Source organism: Vibrio sp. Vb2880 (assembly GCF_033337975.1).
Classification (GTDB): domain Bacteria; phylum Pseudomonadota; class Gammaproteobacteria; order Enterobacterales; family Vibrionaceae; genus Vibrio; species Vibrio alginolyticus.
Map to the genome: position 1 here is coordinate 108,223 of NZ_JAWORT010000004.1, position 16,910 is coordinate 125,132.

Here is a 16,910-nt window from a genome sequence, read left to right on the forward strand (position 1 = left end):
CCAACCTCTCAAGTTGAGTAAGGGGAGCTCTCATCATACTCAAAAGGCAAAGTAGAACAGAAACGATCTATGTTGATTTTGTTAGCTCGATCATTGATTCAACTTATATATGAGAAGGATGTGTTTAATAAGGAGAGCAAGTGCAAGGTTTTTGGATGCGGGAACAAAAACGCCAGTAATCATGACAATTACTGGCGAGTAATAACGAACATTATGTCGGAGGGTTAGAACAACGGCTTCACACCGAACTGCTCTGCCGCGTAAGCGACGCGTTCAATCGGTTTTGGATACTCAGCAGGTGTGCCAAGGCTCTCTATGTGTTTCAAACGAGGAAGCAAGCCTGCACCATTAGCGATTTGGATTGCCAGACCAGGGCGAGCGTTAAGCTCTAAAACCATAGGTCCTTCATCTTTATCCAGCACCATATCCGTACCCATGTATCCCAAACCTGTCATTTCCCAGGCACTTGACGCAAGCTCCAGCAAGCGCTCCCAATGCGGTACTTGAAGGGTCGAAAGGTCTTTACCTGTATCAGGGTGATGAGTAACTGGATGATCGAACTGCACCGCTCTGACGGCTTTACCTGTCGCGATGTCAATGCCTACTCCTACCGCACCTTGGTGAAGGTTTGCTTTGCCGTCGGAAGCCGCTGTAGAACAGCGCATCATCGCCATAACTGGATAACCTTTAAATACGATGATCCGAACATCTGGTACGCCTTCATAACTGAAGCCATCAAAACAGTCATCAAACTTGATTAAGTTTTCAACCACAGCAACGTCATTTTTACCACCAAGAGAGAAAAGGCCAGCAAGCGCATTACTAATGTGACGCTCGACCTCATCCCTACCAATTGTAGAGCCGGAGGGTTTGGTATATACCCCGTTTTTGTGAGACGTAACAACCAGAATGCCTTTACCGCCACTACCTTGTGCAGGTTTGATTACAAAACCAGGCCAGTTCTCAACCATTTTGTGGATAGTCTTAACTTCAGCTTGGTTATGAATGACACCGATCAGGGCAGGAACTGTTGCTCCTGCTGCCTGTGCAATAATTTTGGTCTTTAGCTTGTCATCGACAAGTGGGTATTTAGAACGATCATTGTAACGGCCAATATAGCTGTGGTTACGCTTGTTCATCCCCATAATGCCTTTATGGCGAAGCTTAGACGGCGAAGTAAAACTTTCGAACATCGTTTAGTCCTCCGCTAGTGGTTTGAAGCGTCGTAGCTCAGTGAGGCGGTAACCTGTGTAAGTACCTAGTAATAGAATACCGGCCAGAACAATCAACTGTAGACCAATGAAGTTAAAGGTTAAGTGTTGAATGTATGAGTTCGTCATTGCAAGGTAAACTAATACCGCTGTCAGCAATGAACCACCACCTTGCAGAGCAACTTCCTTCGCACCTTCTTCTTCCCATAGGATTGACATACGTTCAATCGTCCAAGACAAGATGATCATAGGGAAGAAGGTAATTGTTAGGCCTTCTGTTAAGCCCATTTTAAACGCAACAACGGTGAACACCGAGATGATCATAATAACGGTAATAATGACCGCAGATATCCTTGCTACCAGCAATAAGTTCAACCTAGACAAATAGCTTCGAATAATCAAGCCTGTACCTACAATTAGCAAGAAACCGACAATACCCGTTAATAGTTGAGTTTGAACAAAAGCAACGGCAATCAACACAGGCATGAAGGTACCGGATGTTTTCAGGCCGATAATCACACGCAAGAACACAACGATCAGAGCACCAATAGGGATGAGCATGATGGTTTTGAACATCGCTTGCTCTTCCAAAGGTAGGCTATGAATTGAAATATTCAGTAATCCATCTGCTTCTATTTTGTTGTTTGTAGCTTGTTGTGGTGTCATTTCTTGCTTAATCATCGAGAAATGCACTTGGCTATTTTTACCACCAACAAGGTCAAGTAAGGATACGTTTGATTCGTCCCACACTAACAAGTTGGGTTTCACTGCTTTTTGTTCGGATTTTGGCGAAAACAGTACCCAATCTTTACCTGACCAAACCTGAACCATTGGTTGAATTGTTTGGCGTCGACGACCATCTTCTAGTTCGATAACACCGACGGTTTTGCTCTGTATACCTGCGGTAAGCAAAATGTTATGCAGTGCATCAGTACGGCTGAAATCGTTCAGTAGTAGCGACGAGTTTTGGCTATCAGGGTCATTAAGCGCTTTGATAAGCTCACGAGTAAACGTCACATTATCGGCTGAGCGACTCATCGCACGTTCGATAAGGGCATTTGCCGCTGCTGCTTGTGGTGCTGAAAGCGTTGGTGGCGTAATGTCTTCCGTTGGCGGTAAAGGAGTGACTTTAGCCTGAGGGTCTACTAAGAACTGGGCTTTGTAGTATATGGTTTGTGGCCCTTGAGCTTGGCGAATTGACCATTCTGCACGACGGCCTGAATCGTCATTGATGTAGGAAACGCCATAACCTGATGAGGAAGCAGATTCACCAATAAGTGTGTAACCACTTTGCGTATGCGGTGCTGCAAGTGACGCTTTTACTTCGTTGCCGTTAGCATTGAACTCAATACGAGCTTCTACATCCCACACCTGGCGAGTTTCGCCTGGCGTCCAAGGCACGCCGTAGTTTTCATGTCTGAAAACACTCAGAGCAATGCCCGCAATCACCAATAAGATGATAGAAAGGTAAAACGGTATTTTTGACGTCATAATCTACCTTATTATTTTTTATCTTCGTCCGTTTGGATATAGGTACGACTTACATCGACAAGTGCTATGTCGCGCATAAATTCTCTACCCAGTAAAATAGGATGGTTCATATGTGAGCGATCTGCCAACGTAAATTGCGCTTTTTCATGAATTTTTCCAACGCGCACCCAAAGTTCTACCACAGCGCGGCGTTCTAACTCTTCACTGGTAACCTGGCGGATTTTGACGTAGCGAATGACAGGTGCTTCGATCCAAGTACTTTTCTCTTCTTCGGATTTACTGGTGTCTGCTAAGTGGAATCGGACCCATTTTTTGCCATTTCTTTCGAACTCTTCAATATCAACGGCATTTAAAGACGACGTCGCGGCACCAGTGTCGATACGTGCATCAAAAGTTTGCTTAATCGACTCTACAGTGACCTTTTCGATAGAGCCAAGGACAATATCGTGAGTTGGGGTTGGTTCCACAGGAGCGGGAGATTGGACAATAATCGGCTCTTTCGGTTTTTTTACTTCTGCCATTGCTTCATCGCGAAATGTAAGAAGTTCAACCTGTAGTTTATCGACTTGTTCTTCAAGGCTGTCGATATAGTCCGATTGGTTGCTGAGCTGTAGCTCTAGGTTGGTAATGCGATTATTGACATTCGCTTCTGAATTTTGAATCGCCGCTAACGTTTCTTGGTGGTACTGTTCGCCTTTGGTTAGTGAGCATCCAGATAGTAAGGCGATGGCAACAATCGGGGTCAATCGTAATAACATTGAAAACCTTGGGATTGGATTAAGTTGTTTATTTTTTAGGAGTTTAGCTTATATCGATAAAGCCTCACAAGTAAGAATGTTTCTCTATTACTTATTGTTTGAGGAATAGTGATGAAAAGCCAAAAATCAAGGACATAAAAGCGCATCCTTATTTAGAGCGTGCTTATATTTTGACGTGAAAAATGGATTCAAAAAACAAACTCGCTCATTACGAGGAAAGAGGGTAATGTCTTAACTCGTAAAATGAGTTAAGACAATGTCAGGAATCTCAGCGAATTATGATTTGCGAGCGACAAGAACCGCGCGGCGAGGGGCAGGGTAGCCTTCTACAGTCTTGCTTGGGTCGTTCGGATCTAAGTAGTCAGGTAGAGAGTTATGCGTCATCCAATCTGTGGTACGTTGTTCATCTACGGATGTGATGTTTTCATCAACGATACGAACATCTTCAAAACCGACCAATTCTAACCACACTTTTAGGGCTTTTGCTGAAGGGAAGAAATAGACATTACGCATTTGCGCGTAACGAGAAGTCGGGACCAATACTGCATTCTCATCACCTTCAATCACGAGTGTTTCCAATACGAGTTCACCACCAGATACCAATTGATCTTTTAGTTGCACTAAATGATCGAGAGGCGAGCGGCGATGGTAAAGCACGCCCATGCTGAATACCGTATCGAACGCTTCTAACTTAGGTAGTTGTTCAATGCCCAATGGCAGTAGGTGTGCACGTTGGTCATCGCCCATTAGTTTACGAATTGCTTCGAACTGAATCAGGAACAGGTGAGATGGATCGATACCGACAGTTAAGCGTGCACCTTCGCCTAGCATGCGCCACATGTGGTAGCCGTTACCACAACCTACATCGAGTACGCTGCGATTCTTTAATGGTGAAATATGCGGAAGCACGCGGTCCCATTTCCAATCACTGCGCCACTCAGTATCAATATGGATGCCGTGTACGTGGTATGGGCCTTTGCGCCAAGGATGGAATGTACGAAGTAAGCTTTCTAGCTTTTTAAGTTCCCCTTGAGGCATCGGCTCATTGTTTGAAATCGTGACAGAATCAACAATGTCGATGCTGTCCGGTCTACCCGCTGGGATTTTGTTCAGGGCTTTCAACCAGCGACCAAAGTCACCGTGCTCTGCATTTTGCCAATCCGTTAGCTGTTGTGGAAGCACATTAAGCCAAGGTTGAAGACGGGTGTCTTGGGCAATCAATTGGTAGAAATTTGCAAAGTTAAACATAGTTAGTTAATCGCTGAGTTGATGGGTATAAATTATTAACAAAAGCCGAAATCGGTATGGTTCAGGCTTTGTATGCATGGTCTATTTAATCGCGAACATGGAGCCGAAGTTAAAGCATTGGAACCAAACATCGTAGCTAGAAAAGCCAATTTTAGCGAAACGCTCTTTATGTTCTTTCTTTGAATCTGGGCGCATTACGTTTTCTATCGCGCTGCGCTTTTGGCTGATTTCTAGTTCGCTATAACCATTCGCACGTTTAAAGTCGTGGTGAAGGTCAATTAACAGTTCGTTCGACACTTCATCTTCAAACACGAACTTTTCAGACAGAATCAAAATACCGCCCGGACGCAGACCCGCGTAGATTTTCTCTAGTAGAGCATAGCGGTCTTCTGGAGAAAGGAACTGCAGTGTGAAGTTCAATACCACAACGGATGCGTTTTCAATTTCGATATTGCGAATGTCTGCTTCTACTACATCCACAGGAGTGTCACTGCGGTAAGCGTTGACGTGAAGTTTACAACGCTCAACCATCGCAGGAGAGTTGTCCACTGCGATGATTTGGCAACCTTCTTGTTTGATATGGCGACGCATAGACAATGTTGCAGCACCCAAAGAACAGCCAAGGTCATAGATGTTTGAGTGAGGTTTTACAAAACGCTCTGCCAGCATACCGATTGCAGAAATGATATTGCTGTAACCCGGTACCGATCGTTGAATCATGTCAGGAAATACTTCCGCTACGCGTTCATCGAACGTGAAATCCCCAATTTTATCGATTGGAGCCGAAAAAATAGTATCTGGATTGCTCTTAGGGTTCATAACTAAGTCTCTGCATACAAGCCGCCTGAAAATGTCAGGCACCAAAAAAGGCGCGTATTTTATGGGAATTTCGCGCCTCTGTCATGTGTTGCGTTAGAACATCTGTAACTGCGAGTTGCCATCGTCAGCAGGGAAAGGTGCTAACTCAGGGATCGTGATACGCTTTTGTATGTCTTTATATAGGTTTGCGGCCAACTCTGGAGCAATTATATTGTCTGCGGTATGGATCATGACATATGGCTGTTTACCTTCGGCAATCCATTGTGGCAACTTGCTGAGCCATGGTTTAAAAAACTCGTAATTTTGCTGTTCTTCTGGATGACCAATAAAGCGAATCAAAGGGTGTGAAGCGGTAGCAATGGCGTGGACAGGGACTCGTGGTTTTTTCATTTGCGCATCAATGATCGCCTCATTGTCGGGCTTAGCGGCAAAGACTGGGCGGCTATCCATAATAATACGGTCAATATTATTCTCTACTAACCATTGGTTAAGTGCTCGCTCTTCTTCGCCTTTGGAGAAAAATGCCATATGACGAACCTCAACACCGAGAGGGAAGTTAGGTGGAAAGCTCGCACAGAACTTTTTCAGTCGATCAAGGTGCTCAGGACCAAATGCGGCTGGTAATTGAATTGTCCATTGGCCCACACGGTCATGCAAAGGCTCCATGACCTTCATGAAGTCTCTCAGTTGTTCGCTGCAACCTCTTAGCATTTGCTCATGAGTGATGGCTTTAGGAAGTTTGAAAGTAAAGCGAAAATCATCGTGGGTTGCGGCTCTCCAGTTTTGCACTGTATTGAGCGTCGGTGTGGCATAAAATGTCGTGTTGCCTTCCACGGTATGAAACACTTGCGCATACCTTTCTAAACGTTCAGCGGGCTTTGTCCCGCTGCCGTAAAAACTTTGTTGCCATTGATTGTGCGACCACATCGTCAATCCAAGTCGAAGAGGTAAGTTATCCATTATTCTTTACTGCTTGCTACTCGTGTGAATACTTTACGAGAGTTTTGCTGAAATAGGTAATTTCACGCTATAATCCTCCCCAATTTTTTCGCTTTGGTGCGCTTTTGAACATTTGTTGTACTAAAAAGCACCAGTGAATGATAAAACACACGTAATTGTATGTTGAGTAGTCGATTTTCGTGGACATTCAGCGTATAACTGAATCTTTACTCTGCTTAGCAATGAGGCTGACAGAGCGTAGTTAACAACATTTGAGAGATTGGGAATTTCATTATGCGTACCCATTACTGTGGTCACCTGAACAAGTCCCTTGCAGGACAAACTGTAGAACTTTGCGGCTGGGTTAACCGTCGTCGTGATTTAGGCGGTCTTATTTTTATCGATATGCGAGATCGCGAAGGTATCGTTCAGGTAGTTGTTGATCCAGATATGGCAGATGCGTATGAAGTGGCTAACACACTTCGTAATGAATTCTGTATCAAGCTAACTGGTGAAGTTCGCGTTCGTCCAGAAAGCCAAGTAAACAAAGACATGGCAACAGGTGAAGTTGAGATCCTTGCGAAAGGTCTTGAAATCATCAACCGTTCTGATGTTCTGCCTCTAGACTTCAACCAAAAGAACTCTGAAGAGCAACGTCTGAAGTACCGTTACCTAGATCTACGTCGTCCAGAAATGAGCGACCGCATCAAGCTACGTGCTAAAGCGTCTAGCTTTGTTCGTCGTTTCCTAGATGACAACGGCTTCCTAGACATCGAAACACCAGTACTAACAAAAGCGACACCAGAAGGCGCTCGTGACTACCTAGTACCTAGCCGTGTTCACAAAGGCAGCTTCTATGCGCTTCCTCAGTCTCCACAGCTATTCAAACAGCTTCTAATGATGTCTGGTTTTGACCGTTACTACCAAATCGTTAAGTGTTTCCGTGATGAAGATTTGCGTGCTGACCGTCAACCAGAATTCACTCAGATCGATATCGAAACGTCATTCATGACGGCTGACCAAGTTCGTGCAACGACTGAAAAAATGGTTCGTGAAATGTGGCAAGAGCTACTAAACGTTGACCTAGGTGAATTCCCAGTAATGCCGTTCAGCGAAGCGATTCGTCGTTTCGGTTCTGACAAGCCAGACCTACGTAACCCACTGGAACTAGTAGACGTTGCTGACCTAGTGAAAGATGTTGAGTTCAAAGTATTCTCAGGTCCAGCAAACGACGAAAAAGGCCGCGTTGCCGTTATTCGCGTTCCAGGTGGTGCATCTTTGACTCGTAAGCAAATTGATGGCTACGGTGAATTCGTTGGCATCTACGGTGCGAAAGGTCTAGCTTGGATGAAGGTTAACGACCGTGCAGCGGGCATGGAAGGTATCCAATCTCCAGTCGCTAAGTTCCTAAATGAAGACGTGATCAACGGCATTCTAGATCGTACTCAAGCGGAATCTGGTGACATTATCCTATTTGGCGCTGATAAAGCGGGCATCGTTGCAGAAGCAATGGGTGCGCTACGTTTGAAACTAGGTAAAGACCTAGAGCTAACGGATGAGTCTGCATGGGCTCCACTATGGGTTGTTGACTTCCCAATGTTCGAAGAAGATGACGAAGGCAACCTACACGCGATGCACCACCCATTCACATCGCCTCTAGGTGTGACTGCAGAAGAGCTAAAATCAAACCCTGCTGCGGCAAATTCTAACGCTTACGATATGGTTCTAAATGGCTACGAAGTGGGCGGCGGCTCTGTTCGTATCCACAACGCAGATATGCAAGAAGCCGTATTTGATATTCTAGGTATCACACCTGAAGAGCAACAGCTTAAGTTCGGCTTCCTGCTTGATGCGCTGAAATTCGGTACGCCTCCACATGCTGGTCTTGCATTTGGTCTAGACCGTCTAGTAATGCTGCTATGTGGCACAGAGAACATCCGTGATGTTATCGCGTTCCCTAAAACAACAGCAGCGGCGTGTCTACTAACAGACGCACCAAGTATTGCGAACCCAGCAGCGCTAGAAGAGCTAGCCATCGCAGTAACTGCAGCGAAAGAAAAAGACGCAGAATAAGCGCACAACATTTGAAGAAAACTCCCGCAACTGCGGGAGTTTTTGTTTAAATAAACCCAAGAAACTTCCAAAGCAATTTCCCAAGCAACGCTTTTTAGAACATGTTTTGTTATTAAGCGTCAAAATACATTAAAAGGTGAATTATGGCTGGTCATAGTAAATGGGCGAATATTCGCCACCGTAAAGCAGCGCAAGATGCGAAGCGCGGCAAAATCTTTACTAAATTAATCCGTGAAATCGTTGTTGCGGCAAAAGAGGGGGGCGGTGAGCCAGAAAATAACCCACGTTTGCGAGCAGCAATTGATAAAGCACTGTCTAACAACATGACACGTGACACTGTCAACCGCGCTGTCAGCCGAGGTGCTGGTGGTGAAGGCGACGACAACATGGAAACCGTGATCTATGAAGGTTATGGTCCAGGTGGTACGGCGGTCATGGTCGAATGTATGACGGATAACCGAAATCGTACGGTATCTGGCGTACGCCATGCATTCTCAAAGTCAGGCGGTAATCTGGGGACGGATGGTAGCGTCAACTATCTTTTCGACAAGAAAGGCGTGATTTCATATGGCCCAGGTTTAGATGAGGATGCGGTAATGGAAGTAGCATTAGAAAGTGGTGCTGATGACATTGAAACGGCAGAAGATGGCTCGATTGATGTCTACACGGCCCCAGGCGATTTTGGACTCGTAAAAGATGCTCTTGATGCCGCAGGGTTTGAGGCAGAGAACGCTGAGGTGTCGCTGATCCCATCTACGAAAGCAGATTTGGACGCGGATACTGCGCCAAAACTACTTCGTTTGATTGACGCTTTGGAAGATCTGGACGACGTTCAAGAGGTTTATCACAATGGTGATATCTCTGACGACGTTGCGGCTACGCTAGATTAAACTCAAGGTGTCGGGAGCGGTATTTGCTCCGAAGTTAGCAAGTAATAATAAAAAGACTGAGGCCGAATTAGGCCTCATTTTTAGGAACATTCATGTCAATTATTTTGGGCATTGACCCAGGTTCGCGCATTACCGGCTATGGGGTCATTCGTCAAAATGGACGCCACTTGCAATACCTTGGTAGTGGCTGCATTCGTACTTCAGAAAAAGAACTTCCGGGTCGGCTTAAACAGATTTATGCAGGCGTCACGGAAATCATTACCCAGTTTCAACCGGACGTTTTCGCGATCGAGCAAGTGTTTATGGCCAAAAACGCGGATTCAGCGCTAAAACTTGGCCAAGCTCGTGGCAGTGCAATTGTTGCTGCGGTGAATGCGGAGTTGCCGGTATTTGAATACGCGGCTCGTCTTATTAAGCAAGCTGTCGTCGGCACTGGTGGCGCGGACAAAGCGCAAGTTCAGCATATGGTTCAGCAGATGCTTAAATTGCCCGCCAAACCTCAAGCGGATGCAGCCGATGCTTTAGGTGTGGCGATTTGTCATGCCAATACTAACAAGACTCTCGTTGCGTTAGCGGGCAAAGCAACCAGTGCCAGAAAAGGGCGCTACCGTTAAAATTAACTGGATGTCTATCCAGTTCTTTATTATCCTGTCGCAAATTCATTTCCAAAGAGTATTTATAGTGATTGGACGTCTTCGTGGCATACTGATTGAAAAACAACCACCTGAAGTATTAATTGAAGTTAATGGCATTGGCTATGAAGTCCAGATGCCAATGAGCTGTTTTTACGAACTGCCAAATGTTGGCGAAGAAGCCATTATTTATACTCACTTTGTTGTCCGTGAGGATGCGCAATTGCTATACGGTTTCAACACAGTAAAAGAACGAGCACTTTTCCGTGAAGTGATCAAAGCCAATGGCGTTGGTCCTAAACTCGGTCTTGGTATTCTCTCTGGTATGACAGCAACGCAATTTGTTACTTGTGTGGAACATGAAGACGTTTCTACGCTGGTTAAGCTTCCAGGCGTTGGCAAGAAAACCGCAGAGAGATTGGTTGTTGAAATGAAAGACCGCTTGAAAGGGTGGGGCGCTGGCGATCTATTTACACCATTTACGGATGCTGCTCCTGCGGATTCTAGTGCGACATCCAACAACGCGGAAGAAGAAGCAATCAGTGCGCTTCTAGCTCTAGGTTACAAGCCGACTCAAGCGTCAAAAGTGGTATCTCAGATCGCTAAACCGGACATGAGCAGTGAGCAAATGATCCGTGAAGCTCTAAAATCAATGGTGTAACGCTGGTTGCACAGTGAACATTTGTTCAAGATAACTCATTCTCTAAGGTTAATGCCAATCGCTTAACGATGTTTTTTGTGTCATTCCAGCGAGCCTGGCGAGACTGGGAATCTAATAGCAGCACGCTGAGCGGTTAATGAAACAATTTGACCATAAATCGCTCGGATAGAAGATCCTGTATCACGCTCCTTCGTCGCTGTACAGGATGACGAGATATAGAAATATGCCACTTGCTGTTAAACGAGCGGCATTATTCTCTCAGGTAACCATTTTTCAAGGTAAAAAGATGATTGAAGCCGATCGTTTAATCGCGCCAGAAAACCCTGCCTTTCGTGATGAAGATGTCATTGATCGTGCTATTCGGCCAAAAAAATTAGCGGATTACCAAGGTCAGGACCATGTCCGTGACCAAATGGAGATCTTCATTAAAGCTGCTCAGTTACGTAGCGAAGCACTTGATCACCTTTTGATTTTTGGTCCCCCAGGTTTGGGTAAAACCACACTTGCGAACATCGTTGCCAATGAAATGGAAGTGAACATTCGCACTACTTCAGGCCCTGTACTTGAGAAAGCAGGCGATTTGGCCGCGCTGTTAACCAACCTCGAAGAAAACGATGTGTTGTTCATCGATGAGATTCACCGCTTGAGCCCGATGGTTGAAGAGGTGCTGTATCCGGCGATGGAAGATTATCAACTGGATATTATGATCGGTGAAGGTCCGGCCGCTCGTTCTATTAAGATCGATTTACCACCATTTACGTTAATTGGTGCGACGACCCGAGCGGGCTCTTTAACGTCACCATTGCGCGACCGCTTTGGTATTACTCAGCGCCTTGAGTTTTATAAGATAAAAGACCTCCAAGATATCGTGCAGCGAAGCGCGGATTGTTTAGGTTTATCAATGGAACCTGAAGGTGCATTGGAAGTGGCAAGACGTGCGCGTGGCACACCACGTATTGCTAACCGTTTGCTACGTCGTGTTCGTGATTATGCGGAAGTAAAAGGCAATGGTCACATTTGTGCCGATGTTGCCGATAAGGCGTTGAATATGCTTGATGTGGACGCCGAAGGCTTCGATTACATGGACCGTAAGCTACTACTCGCGATTATGGAAAAATTTGGTGGTGGTCCGGTCGGGCTCGACAACATGGCAGCGGCGATAGGTGAAGAAAAGGACACTATTGAAGACGTTCTTGAACCTTATCTTATTCAGCAAGGTTATTTACAACGCACTCCGCGTGGAAGAATCGCGACAGATCGTGCGTATTTGCATTTCGGAATTGAAAAATAAGATTCCCTCGCTGGGCCTTTGTTGCCCAGCGCTTCATTAAAGTTGACCAAACTCACATTTTTTGAATTTTTTCTCATACTGGTTTAGTAAGTAAAAAGCATTGATTGTTAACTCGATGTTTGCTTGCAACTGGTTAATTTCTCTCCTGATTACTCTCTCTTAACATCCGTATCCAATACTGGTTGATCTAGATCAATGTGATGGATTTTTGTGCAAATTCCGCGCATAAACATTGATGTATATCAAAGCGCGTTACGGCTATAAACCTTTTGAAACAATCTGTTTTTACAAGTAATATTAGCCCCAGCTATATTAGCTGATGCTTAACAATTAACTAACCAATGAAGCACATTTTTGCAACAATGAGTTGTGATAATTCAACATTTTTCAAGTGTAAATAACACCTGAATATGGATTGCAATATGTAGAGAGTGTCATTCAGCCGACACATAGGAGTTACCATGATTGACGTAGTTGATCTATCGCGGTTGCAGTTTGCACTGACAGCGATGTATCACTTCCTATTCGTACCATTGACCCTTGGTATGGCCTTCCTTCTGGCCATTATGGAATCGATGTACGTAATGACGAACAAGCAAATCTATAAGGACATGACCAAGTTCTGGGGTAAGCTATTCGGTATTAACTTTGCACTTGGTGTGGCGACAGGCCTTACCATGGAGTTCCAGTTTGGTACGAACTGGTCTTACTACTCCCACTATGTAGGTGATATCTTCGGTGCACCGCTAGCGATCGAAGCACTTGTCGCATTCTTCCTGGAGTCAACTTTTGTTGGTCTATTCTTCTTCGGGTGGGATCGTCTATCTAAACGCCAACACTTAGCGGTTACCTGGCTTGTGGCACTAGGCTCTAACTTCTCTGCTCTTTGGATTCTTATCGCAAACGGCTGGATGCAAAACCCAGTAGGCGCAGATTTCAACTTCGAAACCATGCGAATGGAAATGGTGAGCTTCTCTGAGGTTGTACTAAACCCAGTTGCTCAGGTTAAGTTCGTGCATACGGTTGCTTCTGGTTACACTTGTGGCGCAATGTTTATTCTAGGCATCAGTTCATACTACCTATTAAAAGGTCGTGACATTGCGTTTGCTCGTCGTTCGTTTGCTATTGCTGCTTCTTTCGGTATTGCAGCTATCTTATCTACCATCGTTCTTGGTGACGAATCTGGCTACGAGCTTGGTGAAGTTCAAAAAGTGAAACTCGCTGCAATTGAAGCAGAGTGGCACACTGAACCTGCACCTGCCGCATTTACGTTATTTGGTGTTCCTAACCAGGAAACGATGCATACCGATTACGCAATTAAGATCCCTTACGTAATGGGTATTATCGCGACACGCTCTTTTGATGAGCAAGTAACAGGTCTTCGTGATTTACGTGATGAACACGTCGATCGTATTCGTGACGGCATGTACGCTTATGAACTTCTAGAGAAGCTTCGTGCGGGCGACAAGTCAGAAGAAAACATGACTGCGTTTGATGAAGTGAAAGGTGACCTAGGTTACGGTCTACTTCTAAAACGCTACACAGACAATGTTGTTGATGCAACAGAAGAGCAAATCCAAGCTGCTGCGGACGACTCAATCCCAACAGTATGGCCGCTATTCTGGTCATTCCGTATCATGGTTGCTTGTGGCTTCATCATGTTGTTTGTCTTTGGTGCGGCGTTTATCCAAACGTGTCGTCAGAAGATTGAACAGAAACAATGGATTCTAAAAGCTGCACTATTTAGCATTCCACTACCTTGGATTGCAATTGAAGCGGGTTGGTTCGTCGCTGAGTACGGCCGTCAGCCTTGGGCTGTAGGTGAAATTCTACCAGTGCATGTTGCAGCTTCTGCGCTAACTGCAGGTGAAATCTGGACTTCACTCTTCGCAATTCTGGCGCTATACACGGTATTCCTGATTGCAGAAGTTTACCTAATGTTGAAATTCGCTCGTAAAGGCCCAAGTAGCCTGAAAACGGGTCGCTACCACTTCGAGCAAAATGCTGACTCTGTTGAAGACAAAGTTAGTCGCCAAGTAGAAGCGTAAGGTAAGGAGATAACAAGATGTTTGATTACGAAATCTTGCGACTCATCTGGTGGGTACTAATCGGTGTTCTACTAGTTGGTTTTGCAGTAACAGACGGCTTCGATATGGGTGTAGGCGCGCTTGTACCTATCATCGGTAAAAACGACACGCAACGCCGTGTCATGATTAACTCAATTGCTCCTCACTGGGATGGTAACCAAGTTTGGCTTATCACTGCTGGTGGTGCACTGTTCGCAGCTTGGCCTTTGGTTTACGCAACGTCATTTTCAGGCTTCTACTTAGCGATGATTTTGACACTAGCAGCGCTATGGCTTCGTCCTCTGGGCCTAGACTACCGCTCTAAAATCGAAGATCCAAAATGGCGCAATACCTGGGATATCTGTATCTCAATCAGTGGTTTTGTTCCGCCAATCATCTTTGGTGTAGCGTTTGGTAACCTTCTACAAGGTGTACCATTCCAATTGAGTGAGTTCTTGATGCCAACATACCATGGCTCATTCTTTGGTCTACTAAATCCATTTGCACTGTTGTGTGGTCTAGTAAGCTTATTCATGATTTTGATGCAAGGTTCTACTTGGCTACAAATGAAAACAACAGGCGAAGTGCATGTGCGTGCGCGCAACGTTGCTCAGTTGGCTGGTTTACTGACGGTTGCTGCGTTTGTAGCGGCTGGTTTCTGGATCCAAAATATCGATGGTTACGTCATTGTTGGCGGTATCGACACTAACGCTGCTTCTAACCCTCTAAACAAAGAGGTTATCCGTGAAGCTGGTGCGTGGATGAAGAATTTTGAAAACTACCCATTACTATGGGCTGCTCCTGTACTAGGTGTTGCAATGCCGCTTCTCGCTGTATTGGCATCTCGTCTTGAAAAATGTGCGATTTCGTTCATTACTTCAAGCTTGGGTGTTGCTGGTGTTATCTTTACTGCAGGTTTTGCGATGTTCCCATTCATCATGCCTTCAGACTTAATGCCAAGCCACAGCTTAACAATGTGGGATGCAACGTCATCTGAGCTGACTCTGAACCTAATGACAGGCGTTGCGTTTGTTATGGTGCCAATCATCCTTGGTTACACATCTTGGACTTACTACAAGATGTTTGGTCGCCTTGATGACCAGTACATTGAAGACAACAAAAACTCACTTTACTAAGGAGCATTTACTATGTGGTATTTCGCATGGATTCTAGGTGTACTACTTGCTTGTGCATTCGGTATCATCAACGCTCTTTGGCTAGAGCACTCAGAAATGATGGATAAAGACAGTGAGTAACCTCGCTGATAAGGTAGCGAAACTTCACGCACCAATGGATAAGACTCTGCTACGAGTCTTATCTCTCATCCTTGGCTTTATGCACGTAGGATTGGTGATGTGGGACCCTGAAGCTTACCATCAAGCAATTGGTGGTTTTAACTCAATCATCGCACCAGCACTGATTTGGTCTGTATGTTCAAGCATGGTGTATGGGGTGGGCTTCAAGCCAAGAAACTGGTACTGGCAAGTTTTGTTTAGTCCTTATTTCTCGTTAGCTATCTTAATTTATCTAACGGCACTTTATTTCATTTAGGCTGAAATATGCTGTAATAAAGTCGGTTACTAAATCACCGAATAAAAGCTAGGTATCTCGCCTAGCTTTTATTTTTTCTACAAATTTCAAAAATATTTCCTTAGCTCGGTACCAATTGCTGTCGCTTCAGTTATAGTAATTACTTTAAAGAATTGAATATATTGGTACTCCCTTGCAAGGCACATCAAATCTCTTTCACTGGCCGATCACCGTGTACTATGAAGACACTGATGCGGGCGGTGTTGTATATCATTCTAATTATCTAAAATTCTTTGAGCGCGCACGGACAGAGATGTTACGTGCTAAAGGCATTTCTCAACATGTGTTACTGGAACAAAATATCGGCTTTGTTGTCCGACACATGGATATCGATTTCAACCAAGGCGCTAGGCTGGACGAGCATCTGACAGTCGTAACCCGAGTGTCAGAAATAAAACGTGCTTCTCTGCAATTCTGTCAAGAGTTGGTCAATGATCAAGGCAAGATATTGTGCAAGGCCTCGGTTAAGGTAGCATGTATCGATAATAAGAAAATGAAACCAATAGCTATTCCAACCTTTATAAATTCGGAGCTAACAAATAGTGACTGCTGATATTTCCATTTTAGATCTCTTTCTTCAGGCCAGTCTGTTGGTAAAGCTTGTGATGCTGACGTTGCTTGGCATGTCAATTGTGTCATGGGCAATGATCATCAAGCGCAGCAAAGTGCTTTCTCAAGCATCAAAAAATGCAGAGCAGTTTGAAGACAAATTTTGGTCGGGTACTGATCTTTCTCAGCTTTACCAAAAAGTAAAAGCGCGTAAAGACGAAATTGAAGGCACAGAAGAAATCTTCTACGCAGGTTTTACAGAGTTTGCTCGCCTACGTAAGAGCAACGCAAATTCACCAGCTTACATCATGGAAGGCACTGGCCGCGCAATGCGCGTTGCTGTTTCTCGTGAAGTAGATGAGCTAGAAACAAGCTTACCGTTTTTGGCAACAGTCGGTTCTATAAGCCCTTATATCGGCCTATTTGGTACCGTTTGGGGCATCATGCACGCCTTTATTGCGCTGGGTGAAGTAAAGCAAGCTACGTTGTCTATGGTTGCACCGGGTATCGCCGAGGCACTTATCGCGACAGCGATGGGGCTATTTGCGGCTATTCCGGCAGTAATGGCGTACAACCGCCTAAGCAATAAAGTGAGTAAACTAGAGCACACTTACGCAACATTTTCTGAAGAATTCCACAGCATCCTTCATCGTCAAGCGATGGCTGGCCGAGACAGCGCGGATAAGGAATAA

17 protein-coding genes are annotated in these 16,910 nt (G+C 45.0%); 11 read left to right on the plus strand and 6 right to left on the minus strand.

Going from position 1 to position 16,910, the window contains the following annotated elements:
• Nucleotides 1-224: 224 nt before the first annotated feature.
• The 6 genes from R7M92_RS06080 to R7M92_RS06105 form a co-directional block, all read right to left on the minus strand.
• Nucleotides 225-1,193 carry an alpha-L-glutamate ligase-like protein gene (locus R7M92_RS06080; RefSeq protein WP_005378387.1) on the minus strand — a complete coding sequence of 323 codons (969 nt, stop codon included), beginning with the start codon at nt 1,191-1,193 and terminating at the stop codon, nt 225-227.
• Between the two features lie 3 nt (nt 1,194-1,196).
• Nucleotides 1,197-2,702 (minus strand): inactive transglutaminase family protein, encoded by a 1,506-nt coding sequence (locus R7M92_RS06085; RefSeq protein WP_005378389.1) that lies wholly within the window; start codon nt 2,700-2,702, stop codon nt 1,197-1,199.
• 11 nt (nt 2,703-2,713) lie between these two features.
• Complete coding sequence (locus R7M92_RS06090; protein ID WP_005378391.1) at nt 2,714-3,460, minus strand: ATP-dependent zinc protease; 747 nt, start codon at nt 3,458-3,460, stop codon at nt 2,714-2,716.
• 276 nt (nt 3,461-3,736) lie between these two features.
• Nucleotides 3,737-4,708, minus strand: a complete 972-nt coding sequence (gene cmoB / locus R7M92_RS06095) for a tRNA 5-methoxyuridine(34)/uridine 5-oxyacetic acid(34) synthase CmoB (protein WP_054700774.1) — start codon at nt 4,706-4,708, stop codon at nt 3,737-3,739.
• Between the two features lie 81 nt (nt 4,709-4,789).
• Nucleotides 4,790-5,527: a carboxy-S-adenosyl-L-methionine synthase CmoA gene (gene cmoA / locus R7M92_RS06100; RefSeq protein WP_054575109.1), complete on the minus strand. Its 738-nt coding sequence runs from the start codon at nt 5,525-5,527 to the stop codon at nt 4,790-4,792.
• A 93-nt stretch (nt 5,528-5,620) separates the two neighbouring features.
• On the minus strand, nt 5,621-6,487 hold the full coding sequence (locus R7M92_RS06105; protein ID WP_239932280.1) for a DUF72 domain-containing protein: 867 nt from the start codon (nt 6,485-6,487) through the stop codon (nt 5,621-5,623).
• Between the two features lie 273 nt (nt 6,488-6,760).
• On the opposite strand from R7M92_RS06105, the gene aspS reads away from it, so the two are divergent.
• The 11 genes from aspS (at nt 6,761) to tolQ (ending at nt 16,910) form a co-directional block, all read left to right on the plus strand.
• A complete protein-coding gene (gene aspS / locus R7M92_RS06110) occupies nt 6,761-8,539 on the plus strand; it encodes an aspartate--tRNA ligase (RefSeq protein WP_318132946.1) in 1,779 nt (592 codons plus the stop codon).
• A gap of 143 nt (nt 8,540-8,682) precedes the next feature.
• Nucleotides 8,683-9,429, plus strand: a complete 747-nt coding sequence (locus R7M92_RS06115; RefSeq protein ID WP_005378402.1) for a YebC/PmpR family DNA-binding transcriptional regulator — start codon at nt 8,683-8,685, stop codon at nt 9,427-9,429.
• A gap of 92 nt (nt 9,430-9,521) precedes the next feature.
• Nucleotides 9,522-10,043, plus strand: coding sequence for a crossover junction endodeoxyribonuclease RuvC (ruvC, locus tag R7M92_RS06120; protein WP_005387909.1), 522 nt, complete (start codon nt 9,522-9,524; stop codon nt 10,041-10,043).
• Between the two features lie 67 nt (nt 10,044-10,110).
• The gene (gene ruvA / locus R7M92_RS06125; protein ID WP_017820041.1) at nt 10,111-10,722 is read left to right on the plus strand and encodes a Holliday junction branch migration protein RuvA; all 612 of its coding nucleotides are present in this window, start codon (nt 10,111-10,113) and stop codon (nt 10,720-10,722) included.
• 286 nt (nt 10,723-11,008) lie between these two features.
• Complete coding sequence (ruvB, locus tag R7M92_RS06130; RefSeq protein ID WP_005378312.1) at nt 11,009-12,013, plus strand: Holliday junction branch migration DNA helicase RuvB; 1,005 nt, start codon at nt 11,009-11,011, stop codon at nt 12,011-12,013.
• A 461-nt stretch (nt 12,014-12,474) separates the two neighbouring features.
• Nucleotides 12,475-14,061, plus strand: a complete 1,587-nt coding sequence (cydA, locus tag R7M92_RS06135) for a cytochrome ubiquinol oxidase subunit I (RefSeq protein ID WP_005378311.1) — start codon at nt 12,475-12,477, stop codon at nt 14,059-14,061.
• 17 nt (nt 14,062-14,078) lie between these two features.
• Nucleotides 14,079-15,215 carry a cytochrome d ubiquinol oxidase subunit II gene (gene cydB, locus R7M92_RS06140; protein WP_006742909.1) on the plus strand — a complete coding sequence of 379 codons (1,137 nt, stop codon included), beginning with the start codon at nt 14,079-14,081 and terminating at the stop codon, nt 15,213-15,215.
• Between the two features lie 12 nt (nt 15,216-15,227).
• Nucleotides 15,228-15,335 carry a cytochrome bd-I oxidase subunit CydX gene (cydX, locus tag R7M92_RS06145; RefSeq protein ID WP_000270284.1) on the plus strand — a complete coding sequence of 36 codons (108 nt, stop codon included), beginning with the start codon at nt 15,228-15,230 and terminating at the stop codon, nt 15,333-15,335.
• Complete coding sequence (gene ybgE / locus R7M92_RS06150; protein WP_005378304.1) at nt 15,328-15,630, plus strand: cyd operon protein YbgE; 303 nt, start codon at nt 15,328-15,330, stop codon at nt 15,628-15,630. Before cydX ends, ybgE begins: the two co-directional genes overlap by 8 nt.
• Nucleotides 15,631-15,802: 172 nt before the next feature.
• Nucleotides 15,803-16,222, plus strand: a complete 420-nt coding sequence (gene ybgC, locus R7M92_RS06155; protein WP_017820044.1) for a tol-pal system-associated acyl-CoA thioesterase — start codon at nt 15,803-15,805, stop codon at nt 16,220-16,222.
• A complete protein-coding gene (gene tolQ / locus R7M92_RS06160) occupies nt 16,212-16,910 on the plus strand; it encodes a protein TolQ (protein ID WP_005378301.1) in 699 nt (232 codons plus the stop codon). The genes ybgC and tolQ overlap by 11 nt, the downstream gene beginning before the upstream one ends.